18 protein-coding genes are annotated in these 18,097 nt (G+C 46.6%); 11 read left to right on the top strand and 7 right to left on the bottom strand.

Features of this window, described 5'->3' with window-relative positions; all coding sequences use genetic code 11:
* Positions 1-18: 18 nt before the first annotated feature.
* The 3 genes from AC6B99_RS03000 to AC6B99_RS02990 all read right to left on the bottom strand — a co-directional run bounded on the left by AC6B99_RS03000 (position 19) and on the right by AC6B99_RS02990 (position 2,364).
* A complete protein-coding gene (locus AC6B99_RS03000) occupies positions 19-1,374 on the bottom strand; it encodes a hypothetical protein (protein ID WP_494879875.1) in 1,356 nt (451 codons plus the stop codon).
* Entirely contained in the window at positions 1,371-2,054 is a 684-nt protein-coding gene (locus AC6B99_RS02995) for an ATP-binding cassette domain-containing protein (protein WP_056033973.1), read from the bottom strand. Before AC6B99_RS02995 ends, AC6B99_RS03000 begins: the two co-directional genes overlap by 4 nt.
* 106 nt (positions 2,055-2,160) lie before the next feature.
* Positions 2,161-2,364 (bottom strand): hypothetical protein, encoded by a 204-nt coding sequence (locus AC6B99_RS02990; protein ID WP_056033970.1) that lies wholly within the window; start codon positions 2,362-2,364, stop codon positions 2,161-2,163.
* Positions 2,365-2,885: 521 nt separating this feature from the next.
* Here AC6B99_RS02990 and AC6B99_RS02985 point away from each other — a divergent pair.
* From AC6B99_RS02985 to AC6B99_RS02945, 9 genes are all read left to right on the top strand, one after another.
* Positions 2,886-3,104 carry a response regulator transcription factor gene (locus AC6B99_RS02985; protein WP_046228807.1) on the top strand — a complete coding sequence of 73 codons (219 nt, stop codon included), beginning with the start codon at positions 2,886-2,888 and terminating at the stop codon, positions 3,102-3,104.
* Positions 3,105-3,143: 39 nt separating this feature from the next.
* Positions 3,144-3,830, top strand: coding sequence for an ABC transporter permease (locus AC6B99_RS02980; RefSeq protein ID WP_056033966.1), 687 nt, complete (start codon positions 3,144-3,146; stop codon positions 3,828-3,830).
* A gap of 5 nt (positions 3,831-3,835) precedes the next feature.
* The gene (locus AC6B99_RS02975; RefSeq protein ID WP_496662720.1) at positions 3,836-4,756 is read left to right on the top strand and encodes an ABC transporter ATP-binding protein; all 921 of its coding nucleotides are present in this window, start codon (positions 3,836-3,838) and stop codon (positions 4,754-4,756) included.
* Positions 4,757-4,819: 63 nt separating this feature from the next.
* Positions 4,820-5,176, top strand: coding sequence for a hypothetical protein (locus tag AC6B99_RS02970; protein ID WP_496662719.1), 357 nt, complete (start codon positions 4,820-4,822; stop codon positions 5,174-5,176).
* A 162-nt stretch (positions 5,177-5,338) separates the two neighbouring features.
* Positions 5,339-6,595: an MFS transporter gene (locus AC6B99_RS02965; RefSeq protein ID WP_056033957.1), complete on the top strand. Its 1,257-nt coding sequence runs from the start codon at positions 5,339-5,341 to the stop codon at positions 6,593-6,595.
* A gap of 95 nt (positions 6,596-6,690) precedes the next feature.
* Positions 6,691-7,797 (top strand): rhamnogalacturonan acetylesterase, encoded by a 1,107-nt coding sequence (locus AC6B99_RS02960; protein WP_056033954.1) that lies wholly within the window; start codon positions 6,691-6,693, stop codon positions 7,795-7,797.
* Positions 7,798-7,927: 130 nt separating this feature from the next.
* The gene (locus AC6B99_RS02955) at positions 7,928-8,626 is read left to right on the top strand and encodes a hypothetical protein (RefSeq protein ID WP_496662718.1); all 699 of its coding nucleotides are present in this window, start codon (positions 7,928-7,930) and stop codon (positions 8,624-8,626) included.
* Positions 8,627-8,776: 150 nt separating this feature from the next.
* Complete coding sequence (locus tag AC6B99_RS02950; protein WP_056033948.1) at positions 8,777-9,436, top strand: hypothetical protein; 660 nt, start codon at positions 8,777-8,779, stop codon at positions 9,434-9,436.
* Positions 9,429-11,135, top strand: a complete 1,707-nt coding sequence (locus AC6B99_RS02945; RefSeq protein WP_056033945.1) for a GMC family oxidoreductase N-terminal domain-containing protein — start codon at positions 9,429-9,431, stop codon at positions 11,133-11,135. The genes AC6B99_RS02950 and AC6B99_RS02945 overlap by 8 nt, the downstream gene beginning before the upstream one ends.
* Positions 11,136-11,525: 390 nt before the next feature.
* On the opposite strand, the gene cobA is transcribed toward AC6B99_RS02945, so the two are convergent.
* The 4 genes from cobA to nirB all read right to left on the bottom strand — a co-directional run bounded on the left by cobA (position 11,526) and on the right by nirB (position 16,070).
* Complete coding sequence (gene cobA / locus AC6B99_RS02940) at positions 11,526-12,335, bottom strand: uroporphyrinogen-III C-methyltransferase (RefSeq protein ID WP_442952550.1); 810 nt, start codon at positions 12,333-12,335, stop codon at positions 11,526-11,528.
* The gene (locus tag AC6B99_RS02935; protein WP_496662717.1) at positions 12,335-13,204 is read right to left on the bottom strand and encodes a formate/nitrite transporter family protein; all 870 of its coding nucleotides are present in this window, start codon (positions 13,202-13,204) and stop codon (positions 12,335-12,337) included. The genes cobA and AC6B99_RS02935 overlap by 1 nt, the downstream gene beginning before the upstream one ends.
* Before the next feature lie 100 nt (positions 13,205-13,304).
* A complete protein-coding gene (gene nirD, locus AC6B99_RS02930; RefSeq protein ID WP_056039167.1) occupies positions 13,305-13,616 on the bottom strand; it encodes a nitrite reductase small subunit NirD in 312 nt (103 codons plus the stop codon).
* An 18-nt stretch (positions 13,617-13,634) separates the two neighbouring features.
* Positions 13,635-16,070 carry a nitrite reductase large subunit NirB gene (gene nirB / locus AC6B99_RS02925; RefSeq protein WP_056039168.1) on the bottom strand — a complete coding sequence of 812 codons (2,436 nt, stop codon included), beginning with the start codon at positions 16,068-16,070 and terminating at the stop codon, positions 13,635-13,637.
* 301 nt (positions 16,071-16,371) lie between these two features.
* Between nirB and AC6B99_RS02920 the strand changes: the two genes are divergently transcribed.
* Entirely contained in the window at positions 16,372-16,992 is a 621-nt protein-coding gene (locus AC6B99_RS02920; protein ID WP_056039171.1) for an ANTAR domain-containing response regulator, read from the top strand.
* A gap of 12 nt (positions 16,993-17,004) precedes the next feature.
* Entirely contained in the window at positions 17,005-18,069 is a 1,065-nt protein-coding gene (locus AC6B99_RS02915) for an anthranilate phosphoribosyltransferase (RefSeq protein WP_056039173.1), read from the top strand.
* Positions 18,070-18,097 lie beyond the last annotated feature (28 nt).

Here is an 18,097-nt window from a genome sequence, read left to right as displayed (position 1 = left end):
TAATCGCAGCATGTCTATTTAATTTCGCTTCCGAATAAATATTTTCTTCCTTATACAATATAAGGATAAACATGCGAAAAATACAGTCAAGTGTACATGCCATTTTGAAGCAGGGACATTATCCATAACTATTTTTAAGGGAATAGAAAGGATGAAAAATTGAAAGTAATAAAATAATTTATTTATGTTAGATAATTTTTTTTGCGGGATGGATATACTTCTGCTGATGAAGTAAAAACTGAAAAAAGATAAGAAAATAACACCTGTCATTTGAATGGCACTATTTCCTGTGGCAAATTCGATAAGCATTAAAAATATTAAAAATAAAACTAAAATAAAAGCATCGATTAAATCAATAATAAGATTTATTTTCCTGTTTGTGATGGGGAACTCATCTAAATAAGAATTTTTAAATATAGGATATTCTAATTGTAGCGTTAGAAAAGTAACAAGACATATCATGTAAGGAATATCTACAAATGCAGCCTTGGGCATATTAAAAAAAGGAGCTAGAACTACATCATTAAAACATGATAAAAGAGTTACAACAGTAAAAATACGAATAATTCTACCCATATAGTCAGAATTTCTAAGCAAGCGGGTTATGTGAGTAGTTAACATTGCTTTTGTATGTTTATTTAAATAGAGAATACGGGTAGAGAGTTTCATAAGTTTACTGGTGAAATAGAAATAAAGCATTGCGTTTCTGCTGAATTGATTCATTTGTTGAGCAGCGAGTAGCGGACCTGTGAGTAAGCCTAAAATGGTTAAAATTATAATAATATAAGCAGCAACTGAAGGTGAATATTGAAAAATAGATAGACTAAGCATTTGCTTTTTGTTTAGTACATACAGTAGTGCGGAACATGAAAAAAACAACATTGAAAACCAAATGCTCAAACCAGGTAAACTTTTTAAAAATCCAAATAAAAACTCGAAATAAAGTCGTAAAAATCGTATTGCTTCCAACAATATAACGAATATAATTACAGTTTTTAAACTGGTATCATTCCAAAGTAAAATTAAAGCTGCAATAAGATACTCTAATAAAATAAAAAACTTTAAGGAACTAACTAAATAAACCTTATAAAAATAAGCAGTAGGCTTAATTGGCATAGAACCAACAAATTTGCTTAGCGTAGGGATACTTTTCAAAACGGCAGCAGTGAAAAATAAAAGAATTAAATTTAGAGCCAAATAGATACCGATGTAATATTCCATAGTTATTGCTGTGCCAAAATTTTTGATGCCTAAAAGGATAAGACTCATTAAAAAGCCGAGGCTGCAAAAATCAATGATGGCTTGTTTAGTCACATTTGAAATACGATCGTCATAAGCAATCGATAAAAGTTTTCTAAAAGCAGACAGATTCATGTAATATCCTCTTTCACAACATGAATACCATTATTGAAAAGTTCGAAAATAAGATCGGCAACCTCTTCACCATAATCACGAATATGTGTAGTGAGAAGTGTTCCCATACCTTGTAATTTTCTATGCTGATAAGCTTGTTGAATAAAAAGCACTGCATCAGTATCTAAGCCCTCATAAATCTCATCACAGATGAGAAGCTTTGGACAAATAAGCATTGCTGCTATGAACTGGATTTTCTTTTTAGTTCCAAAGGAAAGTTTTGAGAAAAGGGTATTCAGTTCGGTTAAGACATTTAAATCTTCTGCAAGATGGCTCACTTGTTCTATTCGTTCAAAAGGGATCATATAAATTTCTTTAAGAAACTGAAAAAATTCGTTTGGAGTCAACAGCTCGATAAATTGCTGATGGTCTGATGAGATGAAAAAAGTATTTGTTCTTAGACTTATACGGTCAGATAAAGGATTGCCGGCAATTTCTATAATTCCAGCGTCAATTCGCTCATAATGAAGCAAGCATTTTAGGAACACACTTTTTCCAACACCATTTGCTCCTTTTAGTACATAAATGGAGGGCGCTGGCATAGCAAAATTGATTTTGTTTAATACAAGTTTTTTTCCAAAGCTTTTAGATACATTTCTTACATCAATAAGAGGAGGAGGGGATGTTGTATTCATTGACATATTTTATACCAATCCTTATAATGATTTATTAAAGGTAAGCCAGAGGGAGTTTTCTGGGTCTTATCTCATCACTTTTTTTGCTCAGCGTTCGTGGCGCTGGGCTTTTTTAGTTATCTCCGAAAACAGCTTTTAATGCTTCATATATGATTTCAACGTATACAGATCTTTCCACCAGCCATTGGGTGGCTTTCCACACGCCAGCATCCCATGCTGCTTTAAAGCTGCTCCATGCTGACCCAATAGCCACTTTGATTACATCCCAAGCTTTTGAACCATATTTAATAATATAAGCAATAATCTTTGCGATCAATTAAATCATCTCCTCTAATTTTCCCCTCTGACTTCACCTGAATACAATATTATACTTATTTTACAAATTAGTAAATTTCGCATATGCGCAATTATTTGGTTAAAAATTTAAAAAATATACATTTATTAGACTGTAATTTATATTTTTAATATGGGTAATATAGTAAGTTTTTGACTTGTGGGATTTATCGCCATACCCAAAAAAGTTAAGTTTCCGTAGAAATTAACGCCGGATTTTTTATAGAAAGTGAAAATTTTGTGAAATGTAATAAATACTCAAAGATTGAAATTGAAATAAAAATATGGTATTAATTAGTTATGTATTGATTGTCTGAATTATGAAAGGAGTGGAAAAATGAGAAGAATTTTTGAAGTGCTAAGTTTTGTTGGGATACTAGGCTATCTTTTATGCCGAATCTTTTTTTATGAAGAGACGGAGACGATGAGATACCTATTTGGAGGCGCGGCATTATTAGGTTTCATAGGCAGAGTATTTTTGAGAGAAAGGAAAACTAGCTAAACATGGAATTGAACGCAACGGAAAAGAAGATATTGTTGCTCATTTGCAAGGAAAAGCCTAATAAAGAGATCGCCTCAATTTTGTATATCTCAAAGCGAATGGTCGATTATCATGTTACGTCCATACTTGGAAAGTTTAACGTAGCAACACGGGTAGGAGCTGCTGTATTTGCTTTGCAAAATCAAATTATCACTTCCGAGGAAATGAATGAAAACGTTTAAAATAGATTTGATGAAGTAAATATAATATAGGAGGACATTATGTTTGGTATTGTTTTGAAAGAGTATCTGGGGCTAATAAAAGGTGTGAAATCTTTTCTTGTCATTCTATTTGTAACATCCGTATCTATTTGGGCCGCTCAGTATGCTTCAAGCAGTACATTTTTGACAGAGGCATCCGGAGATTCTCAAGGAACGGAGCTTGCGGGGTTATCTTTTATTTTTATTTTGTTCGGGGCATTGTTTATCTATATATTATCCCATGATATTGTAAACCGGGATATTGAATTGCAAAGAATAAGACTTCTCATTACAAAAACATCTCGGAAAAACGTAATAGTTGGCAAGTTTATATCAGTATTTTCTTTTTGGGCAAGCGTTACTCTAATCACCTTTGTTTGTATTTCTATCAGTACTCAAACTTTTTATATTGCTCCATTAATTTTATTGTGGGTTTTCATAGCATTTCATTCTGGAGTAGCGATAATGATGTCCACTATTATTACGAAACATAGCTATACGGTACTTATCAGTTTAATTGCCGGGCTTGTAATTCCAGGTATAGGGATATGGAGTTTATTTAACAAATCAGTTATAGCCAAAGTTTTAAATTATGCGCTGCCTTATTATATTGCAATGGATGATTATCGTTTTATTGCTTTAACAGTTGTTGAGATTGCTATTATGTTAATAATCTCAATTATCGTTTTTGAAAGAAAGGAACTCTAGTTCAGATGACTATACTAAAAGTGGACGGATTAACCAAGGAATATAGAAATCATAAGGTAGTGGATGAAATTAGCTTTTCACTAAATAAGGGTGAGATTTTTGCCTTTCTAGGCAGGAATGGGGCCGGGAAGAGCACTACGATAAATATGTTGACAGGAATTTTAAAACCTACTCGTGGAAGTATAGAAATCTTTGACCAACCTTACGAATATTTAAATCGAATTAAATCGCGTATGGGTGTTCTGCCTGATAACAGCAATTATTATAATGACATGACTGCCCTGCAGCATATGTTTTTTTTCGCTCGCATTAAAGGCTTTGGGGCAAATAAGAAAGCGATGCTCGAATTGTTAGAGGAAGTTGGCTTAGGAGAGCATGCGAATAAGAAAGTAGGTAAATTCTCGTTAGGAATGAAGAAGAAATTAGGTATCGCTCAAGCCTTAATTGGCTCTCCTGAATTGCTCTTTCTTGACGAACCGACCTCAACGCTTGATATTGAGTCATCTATTATAATTCGAGATTTAATTATAAAATGGGCCTCACAAGGAACCACTGTGTTTATGACCTCGCATAACCTTGATGAGGTGGAAAGAGTGTGCAGTCGCATCGCTATACTTCATAAAGGGAAAATTGAGAAAATAGGGAGTATGAAGGAGCTGCAGCAGTCTCATGATGAGCGTGTTCGACTAAAAATTAAATATCAATCGAATACCGAGAATGAATTTCAACTATGGATGAATGAAATGAGCCAATTCGCAGAAATTGCAGCATGGAACAATGAATGGGTGGAATTAAACATAGCAAACGAAGGCGTAATTCCTCATATAGTCAATGGAGCGGTTCGCTATCATTTAGACCTATTTCGAATAGAGGTTGAACATACTTCATTGGAAACCATTTTTGTTAACCACGAGAATAAAGGTTGAAAAATAATGCTCTTTTGGCATAAAACAGTTTTCCCGGTTGTAATTATGAGGGAGGAACCTATTTTGCCAGAAGGGAGAGGGCTGCCCATTACGAAGCAACAGCTGCCGCGAAGCTCGCTATTGTCTATTGGAGGGATGCTGCTTCCCCTTGTCATTCACGGCATTCATTTGCTGCTTCCACTGCTGTTGACAGGGAGTATAGCAGTGGAAAGCAGCATGCATAGGCATCACGGCGAAGCGGCCGGCTCGGGAACAGATTGGGTGGGCTTGCTGCTAAGCGGCATTACGGCTATCTCGGTCATCGTTACCATCATTTATTTATACCGAATTTGGACCAGCAAAACCTGCAGCAGAACGAACGCATGGCTGTACACGGGCATTTCCGTTGTCTGCTTTGTGCTCATCGCCGCAACATTATAAGGCAATAGGGAAGGCTCAAAGCCAAGCAGCGGCCGGAGCTTTCTCTTTTTTATGCAAAAATCTTCTGTTGCGCTTCTGGTTGAATTTTGCTCTAATGAAAGTAACGTAAATGAATGAGTACTCTTCGGGAAAAGGAAGAGATTCGAAAGGAAGCAGCAGAAGATGGAAACAAAAGCCCGATTGCAAAAATTTGGCATGCAAATGACTCCTCGCGTCTGGTATAACGCCAAAATTGATGTGGGCGCTTCATTATTGTTCAGCTTGTTTAATGTGGTGCTTAATCAGTTTTACATGCCGTTTGCAATACAGCAGGGGGCGACGAACTTTCAGGTAGGGCTATTGTCGGCAGCCCCGGCAATTGGCCTTATTTTCTCGCCGCTGTGGGCGAACTGGATCGAGAAAAGCAACAATCCAAAACCATTTGTGGTCATTCCAAACTTAATTGGCAGGCTGCTTCTGCTGCTTCCGGCGTTGTTTGCTCATCCTTCGGTGTTTGTGGCAACGGCGCTCGTTTTTCAAATTTTGATGGGTATTCAAGCTCCGGCTTATGCGGCACTCGTGTCCCGCATGTATCCGCCCGATGTAAGAGGCAGGCTGATGGGGTATGTGCGAGTGGCCATGGGAGCCATTATGATCCCGCTCGCCTATTTGGTCGGAAAATGGGCCGATACGTCCGGTACGGCCTGGCCGCTCGTCTGTGCAGCAGCAGCAGGCACATTGTCTATATTGCTGTTCCAGACGCTGCGTCTGCCGAAAATTCCGCTGAAAAAGCTGGTGGCTCCCGGCGCTTCGGTCACCCGCTTCTCGCTGCGCGATCAGTGGAAGCTCGTGTCGGGCAACAAGAAGCTGGCTGTGCTGCTGGCCGCAACGTCGCTTGCTGGCTTCGGCAATATGCTGTCAATTCCGCTATACCAGATTATTCAGGTACAGGTGCTTGAACTAAGCAATGTGCAAATTGGTTATGCGCGCGTCGCTTATTTTATCGGACTGCTGGTCACTTATTTTATAGCGGGCTGGATGATTGATCGTTTTGATATCCGCTATACGATATTGGGCGGGATTGCAGCATATGCTATCGTTCCGATGCTTTATGGGCTGATAGGCACCTACCCGGCGGTCATACTCGGCAATGGGATTCAGGGGATTGGCGAAGCGATTTGGGATATTGGCATCCTTTCTTATATTTTCAGGCTTGCTCCTGGGCGTGAGGCGGTCGTGTTCGGTATCCATCTGATGCTGTTTGGCGTGAGGGGCACGCTTGGACCATTGCTGAGCGCGGGCTTTTCGGACAGTGTGCCGCTGAGTACGCTGCTTATCGGGGCTGCTATTTTTGGCTGGGTCGGCACGCTGCTGTTTGTAATCGGCAACCGCAAGCGGGCGGGGACGCGGCTTTCAAACGGCACTACGCTAGGAGAGTAAAGGGGCAGCAGAAACGCTGCCTTGCATACAACTTAGAGAACGCTTACAACCAGCATGGGAAACGGCTGATGATCATTTGAGGGAGGAAAACAAAGATGACGGATGTTTTTCGATTTGATTTTGGTGTTGGAGCTGCGAGGGACGGGCATGTGAAGGTAACGGACTCAACGTTGTACGAGCCAGGCAAAGGCTACGGATTCAGCTCGGTCACGAAGGTAGCGGCGAAGAGTCGTGTGGAAGCGGAGGGCATGGGCAGCGACTTCTGCATTCCGATGGAAACGTCCTTTTTGCTTGATGTAGAAAATGGTGTCTACACCGTGAATTTGTTAATCGGCGATGCCATAACCGCAACGGAGACGACGATTAAAGCCGGCTGTGGCCGGCTCATGGCACAGCGTGTGAGGACGGTAGCAGGCGAGTTTATTCGCTACAGCTTTTCCTTGTCCATAAGAGATGGTCAAATCCGCCTGGCCTTTACGGGATTGGCGCCGCGCATTAATGCGCTTGAGGTGCTGCCTTCCAGCCAAACGCCGACCCTTTTTCTTGCCGGAGATTCAACCGTTACGGATCAGCGCGAGGATGGCTATCCCTATGCTGGCTGGGGCCAAATGCTGCCCAAATGGTTCAAGCAGGATGTAGCTATTGAGAATAGGGCGGTTTCCGGGCGGAGCTCCAAAAGCTTTATCGGAGAGGGCCGCCTTGATGAAATCTTACAATGGATGAAGCCGCGGGACGTGCTGATGATCCAGTTCGGACATAATGACCAGAAGCCGGATGAGGAGCGGCGGACGGAGCCTTTTACCACTTATAAGGAATATTTAAAACAGTACATAGACGGGGCTCGGCATCGCGAGGCGATTCCCGTGCTGGTGACGTCCGTACAGCGGCGATTTTATGAAGCAGATGGTAGTCTCGTCGATACGCATGGCGATTATTTAATTGCGATGAGGGAGCTTGCCGAGGAGGAAAATGTACCGTTAATCGATTTGGCAGAGGAAAGCCGCAAGCTGTTCGAGGAGCTTGGGCCGGAAGCGACCCAATCGGTATTTATGTGGGCGGCGCCCGGCGAGTTTATGAACTTTCCCAATGGCGTAGAGGACAATACGCATTTTCAGGAGCGCGGAGCGCTGCAAGTTGCCAGCCTTGTTGTGGAGCAGCTGAAGCAATTGAGGTTAGGGGCAATTCAAGTCGCATTCCGCTAAGCTTTGTTGTCACTAAGTGTGCGCCGCACATTCAGCGGACGTTCAGGCGGCATTCATACGGTGTTCATAATGGTTTGATAAGCTGTGCTTGTACAATCAAGCAAGGCTTATTGAAAGGAAGCGAACCCTTATGAAGAATTGGAAAACACTACTAAGTACGATTGTCATAACAGCCACTTTGGCTGCATGCAGCGCCAATCAGACAGCAACGAATACGACTGCTGCTGCAGGCACGGAAGCGGCCGCTGCGCAGAGTGGCACACAAGCGGATGCTGGTGCTGGACAAGCGCAACGCGGTCCGGGCCAAGGCGGCATGATGATGGGAGGCACAATGGGCAAGATCAAATCCATTGATGGGCAGACCATTACGCTCTACAAATCTTCCTTCACGCCAGGTGACCGCCAAGGAGGCGGCGAGCCTCCAGCGCAAGGCGATGCACAGCAAGGTGAAGCGGGAGCGGCGCCAGATGGAACACAGCCGGAGCCGCCGGCTCAGGATGGTGGACAAGCTGCTGAGGGTCAGGGCGGTGGCCGGATGAATATGGAGAATATGTTCACCGAGGAGACGGTGGAAGTGACGGTGACCGATGCGACAACGATTACAGCCGTTTCTTTCGAAAACGATCAGCGTGTGGAGACGGCCAAGACGCTTGCCGACTTGAAAGCCGATGACATTGTCACTTACACGTTAACCGACGGCACCCAGGATGCGGCAACGATTCAAATCGGAATGGGCGGCGGCCGTCCCGGCGGCCAAGGCAGCGGTGGCGGTACGGCGGGCCAAGGCTCGGATACAGCTGCTGACGCATCCGAGGCAGCAGCTTCATAACGATATTGAAATCGCAAAAAGGAAAGAGCGGCCCTAATGGCTGCTCTTTCCTTTTTGCTTGTGAAAGAATAATAGACAAACTAATGGAATAGATTTTGTTATATTGAGTCCAAATGCTAACATCTCTGCTTGCAAAGGGTGGAATCCGACATGCATCGAACAAAATCATATATTAATTCCATTGATCTTTCTACGGTTGCAACGTTTCGGGCGCTGGTCGAAGCCATTGTGCCAAACACACCTGCGCTTGCCGTTTACGGAGCGGAGCAAACGGCTGGAGCAGTAGATTTGCACATTCATGAGTATATGATATGGGAATTGGATCATAGTCTTTCGCTTTTTTTAGGCACACATCTTACGGTCGTTCCGTTAGCTGCCCCAACGGCCCAAATGCTCAATGCGGGTGCGGTTCAACTCGTCACCTCTGGGCGTGCGCAGCATGCTCCAAATCATGCGGTTTGGGAAAGCAGCCCCTATGCCGCACTTTCTCCTATCGATAGGATTCGGGTTCTAGCAATGCTTGAGCAGCTTGATGTTGATCTTTGGAGCTTGCCCCCTCCGTACCAGTATGATGGAGGCATTGTCCGCTTTATGGTTGACTTTCTCAACAGGCAGACGATGTTTGGCAATTACTCGGAGTGGTCCGCGTATGGTACGACTCGGCTCGCTACGCCTACCGAGCGAAGATTGGAATATTTCCCGATCAGCTGGAAGCAGGTCGGTTACCCAGGCGTCGTTCCGGGTTACCGGGCGCTGCTCGGTTATAAGTTGACCATCGTTCGTGAGGGAGGGGAATCTACCATTGTATGATGCGGATGTAATCGTAATCGGATCCGGCGGCGGAGGTGCCGTTGCTGCCAAGGAGCTCGCAGAGGCTGGACTGCAAGTATTGGTGCTGGAAGCTGGCCCATGGTATGGAAATAAAAACTGGCAAAACCCGAACAGCGAGCGTGGAGGGGAATGGAGCTCCAGCTACAATGATCTGGATGTAGCTCTCTATAAGAAGCTGTACAATGGGTATGAGAACAACATGAATGATGTGGTGTCCGGCATGTTCCGCTTCGGTCCGGCAGACCGCCGGCGTACACCTTGGCATAGGGTTATGCGCCAGAAGGGAGACATCTGGCAGCTTTCAGGAGTTGGAGGAACGACCCAGCATTATTGGACGCAGTCGCCGCGGGCTTTTCCGATTGCAGTTGATGGGATATGGCCCATTAGCTATAAGGAGCTGATTCCTTATTACGAGAAAGCTGAAGCCACATTGCCTGTCCAGTTTGCACCGACGACTCCGAAAGAAGAGCTTTTTTACTACGGGGCTAAAAAAGCGGGCTGGCAGCTCATACCTACGCTCAATGTGACGACGCCAGGTTATCGCCCGAATCCAAACGCTATACTCCCGACAAATGAGCATCTGATGGACCCCAATTATTCATTGGAGCAATTATCCCACATGGAAGGGTGCACCTTGAAGGGGAACTGTGTCAACGGCTGCTCGGTCGGACCGTCCGTCGATAAAATCGCCAAGAGAAGTACCCTCGTCAGCTACATTCCTCTTGCGCTCAAAACCGGAAACGTAGCCATTCGTCCCAATTCCTTCGCGATTAAAATTTTAACCGAGCAGGACCCGAAAGAAGGGCTTCGTGCAACAGGTGTGCAATTTCGAGATACGTGGACAGGAGAAATCGGAGAGCTTCATGCAAAAACGGTCGTCATGGCTGCAGGCTGCATCGAATCTCCACGTCTGTGGCTAAATTCTGGACTGCCCCATAATGCTTGGGTAGGAAGAGGCTTGACCAATCATTGTTTTGACTGGGTTTCAGGCGTTTTTGATGAAAAGGAACTAATGAACATACTGGGCATGCCTGCCGTTTATCCGTATGTGGGGCACACTTCGGGAGCCAGAGTTGATATTCCGGGAACAGGGATTTTCCAAGTGTCCTGTTTGAGCCCGGGTTTAATGTCTTTTTTGACTTATGGCTTCAGCGAGGCAGGCTATAATGCCCTTAACCCTCCCGAGCCGGGAGCGCCTTGGGATATTCACGGCCGGGTCGTTGGTCCTCAATTGAAAGAGCTGATGATGAACTATACTCGAACGATGACGATGCTGCTTCTCACGGATGACGAAACGCTTTACCACAACAGGGTTGAGGTGGATCCGCTGCTGAAGGACGAGAACGGCCCAATTCCTGTTGTTTATTATACTCCGAGCAAAAAAACGCTGCAAAGACGCGACAAATTGGCCAGATATGCTTCCGAGACGCTAAAGCAAGCAGGAGCCAAAACGATTATTCGCTCGGATACGCCCTTCAGCTTTATGCTCCATATTGAAAGCACCATGCGAATGGGATACGTTACGGATACGAACTGCGAGGCGATGCAAGTCAAACGATTATTCATCGCTGATAACAGCGTGCATTTCAACGGAATCGGCGGTCCGAATCCGACCCTTACCACACAAGCGCTGGCCACACGAACGGCCGAAAAGATTTTTAATCAATATTTTGCATAACGCTAAATTTGTTATTTAGCATCTGTATGCATCCCCAAGCACATTTCGTTGACCACACAGACAGGTACCCTCTCTCATTTTTGAAGGACAGAGGTTCCGCTATTTCCGCTTTTTTTTCGATTTCAGCCTGCACGCGGACAGGAGATCCGCTATTGCCCTCATAATTGTGTCAAAATGGCGATTGCTGGCGCATTAGCGGCTCCTGAGTCCGCAGGATTCTTCATAACCGTTATCCTGTTGAAATAGCGGATGCTGTGTCCGCCAAGTTTCTGAAACTCCGATTATCGTTTGCAATACCAACCTAGTAAGTGGCAGCAGGCGCTGCTCTAAATGCACATGAGGCCCCGGAGAGCAATGCTCCCCGAGGCCTCAATCATTTAAACTTTTCTGTCAGCCAATCAATTGCTCTGCTTGCTGCTCTTCTTGTTGCTTCACTTGCTGTGCCGCTTGCTGCTCTGCCATAAGCAGCTGCTCTCGCACTTTGACAACCTCACCGATAATAATTAACGCAGGGTTGCTGAGCTGTACGGAAGCGGCCAGATGATGAATATGCTCAAGTGTGCCAGTAAAGGTACGCTGCCTCGAGGTGGTGCCTCGCTCAATAAGTGCAACGGGCGTCGAAGCGGCTTTTCCATGCTTCAGCAGTTCTTCGCGGATGGCGCCAAGCTGGCTGACTCCCATATAGATGGCTAATGTATCCACGCTATGTGCCAGCAGATCCCAGCGTACAGGCGCTTTATCGCCATGGCAGCGGGTGCCTGTGACGCAGGCGAAGGATGAAGCATGCTCGCGGTGAGTCAGCGGAATATTCGCCGCTGCCGCAGCTCCGATCGCCGACGTAATGCCGGGTATCACCTCATAAGGAATGCCATGCTTGGCAAGCTCCAGCGTCTCCTCGCCGCCGCGTCCGAAGACGAAGGGGTCGCCGCCTTTCAGGCGAACGACATTTTTTCCTTGGCTAGCGTATTGTATAAGCAGTTGATTAATTTTATCCTGTGGCATGGCGTGGGCGTTTGGTGCTTTGCCGCAATAGATGAGCTCGACGTTTTTGCTGGCATAATCGAGCAGCTCAGTGGTAGCGAGCCTGTCATACAAAATAACATCAGCCGACTGGATGCGCCGCATTGCTTTAACGGTAATGAGCTCGGGATCGCCCGGACCTGCTCCGACAATGTAAACCGTGCCTGCTGACTGCTTCATCATAGTCCACCTCCTTTGGAGGTTACTGCTCCAGCTGCTGCCGGTTCGGATTTTATCGTTGCTTTAGCGTTCAAAGCTTGGCTTGTCGGCGAATGATGGGACAAATACAGCAGCATCCCCGTAAATACTGCACCGCCAATAAAGTTGCCGATGAGTACCGGAATTTGATTCCATACCCACCAATCAGCAAAGCTGACGTCAGCGCCAAGCAGCATGCCTGCGGGAATGACGAACATATTGACGACCGCATGCTCAAAGCCTTGGGCGAAGAAAATAACGATGGGCAGCCACATCGCAATGATTTTGCCGCCCGTTGATTTGGACGTCATCGCCATTACGACGCCGAGTGTCACCATCCAGTTGCACAAAATCGCTTTAATGACAACAAGCATCATGCCTTCAGACCCCATATGCTTGTAGCCGAGTGTTTTCGTTTCGCTAAGCTGAATAATCATTTGAATGAGCGGATTGCTCATATCGGTGAACATTTTTGTTATGACTAAGCCGTACAGCAGCGCATATGCAGCGCAGCCAATTAAATGACCGACAATGACCCAGAAATAATTGGACAGCATGCGGGCTGCGGTCGTCTTGCGGGCAACGACAGATAGAGGGCTTAGTGCAAAGCTGCCAGTCACAAGCTCCAATCCAAGGAGGACGATGATCACGAACCCAGCGGGAAATACGAGAGCGCCTGCAAGGCCAAGCGAGGTTTGGCTGGCAGCCGTAAACGCAAGCGTTGTGGCAAAGGCCAAAATTGCGCCTCCGAGAAAACCGCGGATGACCATTTGCAGCGTGCTCGCATTAGCTTTCGCAGTCCCAGTATCAATCATTGTATTTATTACTTCTGCGGGTTTGATATAGGACATAATGATGTCTCCTTAAGATTAGGAATCGCCTAACATGCTCTTTATTATAGAAGTAAAGCGATGAGAATTGGAAATAAGTAATATTTATAAAAGATATAAATTATATAACCACGTAAATGGCGCCGTTATCTGGATCAATTTCAGTAGCAAAAGTCGTTACGCAGCCGTCATCCGGGTCCTTCACCAAACCGCTATGGAGGTCAACCTTCCAATCATGCAGCGGACAATGGACAACCGTACCGCATACCATGCCTTCGGATAAAAGTCCGCCTTTATGCGGACAACGATTTTCAATAGCGAGTACGCTGCCGTCCTCAAGACGGAATAAAGCAATTTCCGTCTCCTTCACGCGCACGGTGCGCGAGCCGCGAACATCAATATCAGATAATTTGCCAATCAGCAGTTTGCTCATATTTAATCCCTCCTGATGTTAAACCGGCAGTGGGCCGGCAATCGGTTCGAAGTTTTTACGCAATTCATCGTTATCCACAATTTCTTTCCAAGGGTCTGTCGTCAGGCTGAGCGTTTTCTGTACACGTTCAACGAGCGCGAGGCGGTCTTCTTGCTTCTCCAACGCTTTTTTGACCGTATCAAGGCCAACACGGTCGATCCAGTGGGCGGTACGCTCATTCCACTGGGCTGTTTCGCGGTAGTATTGCAGGTAAGCACCCGTCCATTCCATTACCTCGTCTTCTGTTTTCACCGTTGTCAGCAAGTCGCAGGCCCTTACCTTCACACCAGCATTGCCGCCAACATGAATTTCCCATGCCCCGTCAATCGCTACAACACCCAAATCTTTAATCGTTGCTTCCGCACAGTTGCGGGGACAGCCGGAGACCGCCAGCTTGAATTTTGCCGGAGCGTTCAGACGCTCGAAAGCCTTTTCCATCTTAATGCCCATGGCCATGGCATCCTGTGTACCGAAGCGGCAGAACGTATTGCCGACGCATGTTTTTACGGTCCGGAGCGTTTTGCCGTAGGCGTGGCCCGAAGCCATCTCGAGCTCCTCCCACATTTTGGGCAAATCCTCTTTTTTAACACCGAACAGGTCTAGGCGCTGGCCGCCTGTAAATTTCACTAGCGGCACATTGAATTTTTCGGCTACCGAAGCGATTTTAATCAAGTCTGCTGGAGTTGTGACTCCGCCATAAATACGTGGGACGACGGAATAAGTACCGTCCTTCTGAATGTTGGCGTGATAACGCTCATTCGTGAAGCGGGATTCCTTCTCATCCACATAATCTTCTGGGAACAGCATGCCCAGGTAGTAGTTGAGGGAAGGGCGGCACTTCGAGCAGCCTTCTTTGTTATTCCAGTCGAGCACATGCATCACTTCTTTGATCGTCATCAGGCGCATGCTTTGGATTTGTTCTACGATTTCGTCACGGCTAAGCGATGTGCAGCCGCAAATGCCTTCCTTCGCGGATTCGCCTACTGCGTCACCTGCGAACAAGTGCAGCAATCCTTCGATATCGGCCTTGCAGCCGCCGCAGGATGCGGATGCTTTCGTGCAGGCTTTCAGCTCACCGAATGTATGGCAGCCTTTGTTAAGGACTGCATCGCCGATGGCACCTTTAGTGACGCCGTTGCAGCCGCAGACGATTTCATCGTCGGGCATGTTTTCCAGCCGGCTAGCACTGCCGCCTGATTTGCCAAGCAAATCGTTCGAAATGCCGAGCAGCAGCTCCTTCTCGCGGCCTTCAATCGATTCTCCGCTTTTTATGGAAGCAAACAACGAGGCGCCGTCCGCTGTATCGCCGAACAATACCGCACCAATCAGCTTGCCGCCCCGGATAACGATTTTTTTATAAGTGCCCGCCATATCATCTTGAATCCGCAGCGCCCGCGAGCCTTCCGTCTCAATAAAGCGCCCCGCTGAAAAGACATCGACGCCAGATACTTTTAGTTTGGTGGAAGTGACCGATCCGGCATAACCAGTCGTTTCGACGCCTGCAAGACGTTTAGCGAGCACCGCGCCTTGCTCATACAAGGGAGCCACAAGGCCGTAAGCAACGCCCCTATGCTCTACACATTCGCCAAGTGCCGATACATGGGCCATATTCGTATTCATAAAATCATCGACGAGTATGCCGTTGTTATAGTCAATACCGGAGCTTTTCGCCAAATCCACATTCGGGCGTATGCCGACGGCCATCACGATCAGGTCGGTAGCCAAATGGCTGCCATCGGTAAATTGCAGCTCCTTGACTCTGCCGCGGCCTGTAATTGAAGCGGAGTGCTTGCTGAGCAGAAATTTCATGCCTTGAGCTTCAAGTTCCTTTCTCAGCATGAGCGAGGCTGCCTCATCGAGCTGGCGTTCCATAATATAAGGATGCTTATGAATGACGGTGACTTCCATACCGAGATTGAGCAAGCCGCGGGCAGCTTCTAAGCCGAGCAGGCCTGCGCCGATAACGGCTGCTTTTTTATACGATTTGGCTGCGCTGAACATTTTCTCGCAATCTTGAATATCGCGGAAGGCAATGACGCCTTCTTTATCTGCGCCGGGAATAGGGAGCATAAACGGCTTGGAGCCTGTTGCGATAACGACTTCATCATAAGGGGCCTCCATGCCGCTTTCGGAAATGACGACTTTGCGCTGCGTATCAATTTTTTTGATCGCTTGATTCGTATGAAGCGTAATGTGGTTGTCCTTGTACCAATCCCAATCATTAATAATGATATCTTTAAGCTCGGTGCTGCCTGCCAAGACGGTGGACAGCATAATACGATTATAGTTAGGGTGCGGCTCCGCACCGAAAATCGTAATCTCATAAGTGTCTGGGGCCAGCTTGAGCAAATGCTCGATTGCACGAACGCCTGCCATGCCGTTGCCGATAAGTACTAATTTTTTAGGGATTGTCATCATGGTTCTCTCCTCTCAAATAGGGCAGCTCTGTCTGGATAAATATAAAAAGCCTGATTTCGCTCCCAAGGACACAGTTGTGCTTCCTTGGTAGAACGAAACCAGGCTCCATTGCCGGTTCAATCGAATACGCCATTGTACTCGTGAAAAACGTTATAGTTGATAGTGCTACTATACACTGGATTTTTATATCATGTCAATATACCTTACGTAAATTGTTGCATAAATTGAAGTGTCGACAAATTAAAGGAGTTTGTGTTATAAATATTCACAACAGTCAAATAGGAGGGGGCGCTCCTGAATGCGTTCTTTATTACTTATTGAACATAAAGCTGCCGATTGGGAGCCTGTAAGACCGAAAAACCAGGCAGACCGCGATTTAAGCAGGCTTTTGCCCGAAGTTATATTGGAGTCCGGCGGTTATTTTGTATTGCATGGCGGCAGCGAGGAGCTTGCGCGCAAGCATATCGCCCAATCGGATGCAGTTGTATTGAATCTCCCATTAAACGAGGTAAAGTACTGGGGCACTAAACTGCTGGGCTGGAAAAAAATTCCGATGCTTTGGTGGTGCAGTGCCGAAACCGCGACGCTTTCGAATGCTTTTTGCGAGGATGATCTTCCGGTGGATGGCATCATAACGCCGCTTATGAGCGAGCAGGAGCTGCATTGGGCATTCCATTTTGGAGCCAAGCAATGCAGTGAGCGGCAACAGTGGCATTTGGAACGCCAGCAGCTGGAGGGCCGTCTGGAAGAACGAAAATGGATTGATATGGCGAAGGGCATTTTATGTGACATTAAAAAAGTTTCCGAAGCGGAGGCTTATGATTTGCTGCGCAAGCAGGCTATGAATGAGCGCAAACGCCTTGTGGATGTAGCGACGTCCATTGTAAAGGTATATCAGCTGCTGCAGGAGCAGAAATAAGGGGGAGTACCGATGATTACCAATCTATTGAAGGAAGTCGGGCGCGGGAAGAGGGGCGCGCGTGATTTGACCTATGATGAAGCGGTGCAAGCAGCCGAATGGATTGTGAATCTGGAGGCGACTCAGGCGCAGATCGGTGCTTTTTTTATGGCGGAGCGAATTAAGATGGAAAGCGTTGAGGAGCTTGAAGCTTTCGTCAACGTGTGCCGGAGCCAGGCCCGCCGCGAGCATGTGCAGGAGGGAATTGACTGCGCAGGGCCATACGACGGTAGGAAAAAATCATTTTACGCCACATTCGCCACCTCCTTCGTCTTAGCGGCTGCCGGATTGCCGGTCACGCTGCACGGTACAGCTTCCCTTCCTCCAAAATGGGGCATTACGCTGCAGGATCTGCTGCTCGAAATGGGCATAAATCCGAAGCTGCTTTCGCAGGAGGCATCGCTTGAAGCTGCAAGGGAGACGGGCATTCTGTTCGTTCCCGCAGAAGAGTGGTGCCCGCCGCTTAAGCGGCTGCACGGGCTGCGCGAGGAATTGGGCATGCGAACGGTATTGAACACAGCTGAGAAGCTTGTGGATTATGGACATTCGCCTTATCTCGCATTCGGCGTTTATCACAATACGGTATTTGACCGCATGTCGAAGCTATTGACGAATTTGAATTATAAGAAGGCGCTCATTGTGCAAGGGACGGAGGGCTCGGAGGATTTGTTCATCGAGCGGCCAACTAGAACGTATCAGGTAGAAAATGGCGAAGCCAGCCTGCAAATGATTGACCCAGATGCCTATGGACTGGAGCTGCCTGTACCCGACGTGGACTGGACGCCCGCGGAGCAAATGGCTGTGACGGAGGCCGTGCTTAATGGAGGCGGGCATCTCGCTTTTATGAATCAGGTGCTGCTTAACGCTGCGGTCCGGCTTCATTTGGCAGAGCGAGTCGATTCCATTGAAGAGGGCTTGTACACGTGCAAGGACTTGATCGACAATGGGGTGGCATGGGAGCTCTATGAGAAGTGGAAGGTTAGCTTGCTCATCTCGGAGCAGCAGCAGCTTCATAAGGCGACTGTGACGACGCCGTAATTTTAACCGTGAATAGAATCTATGATTT

It is taken from the genome of Paenibacillus liaoningensis (assembly GCF_059609455.1).
This window is presented reverse-complemented; position numbering and strand designations above follow the sequence as displayed.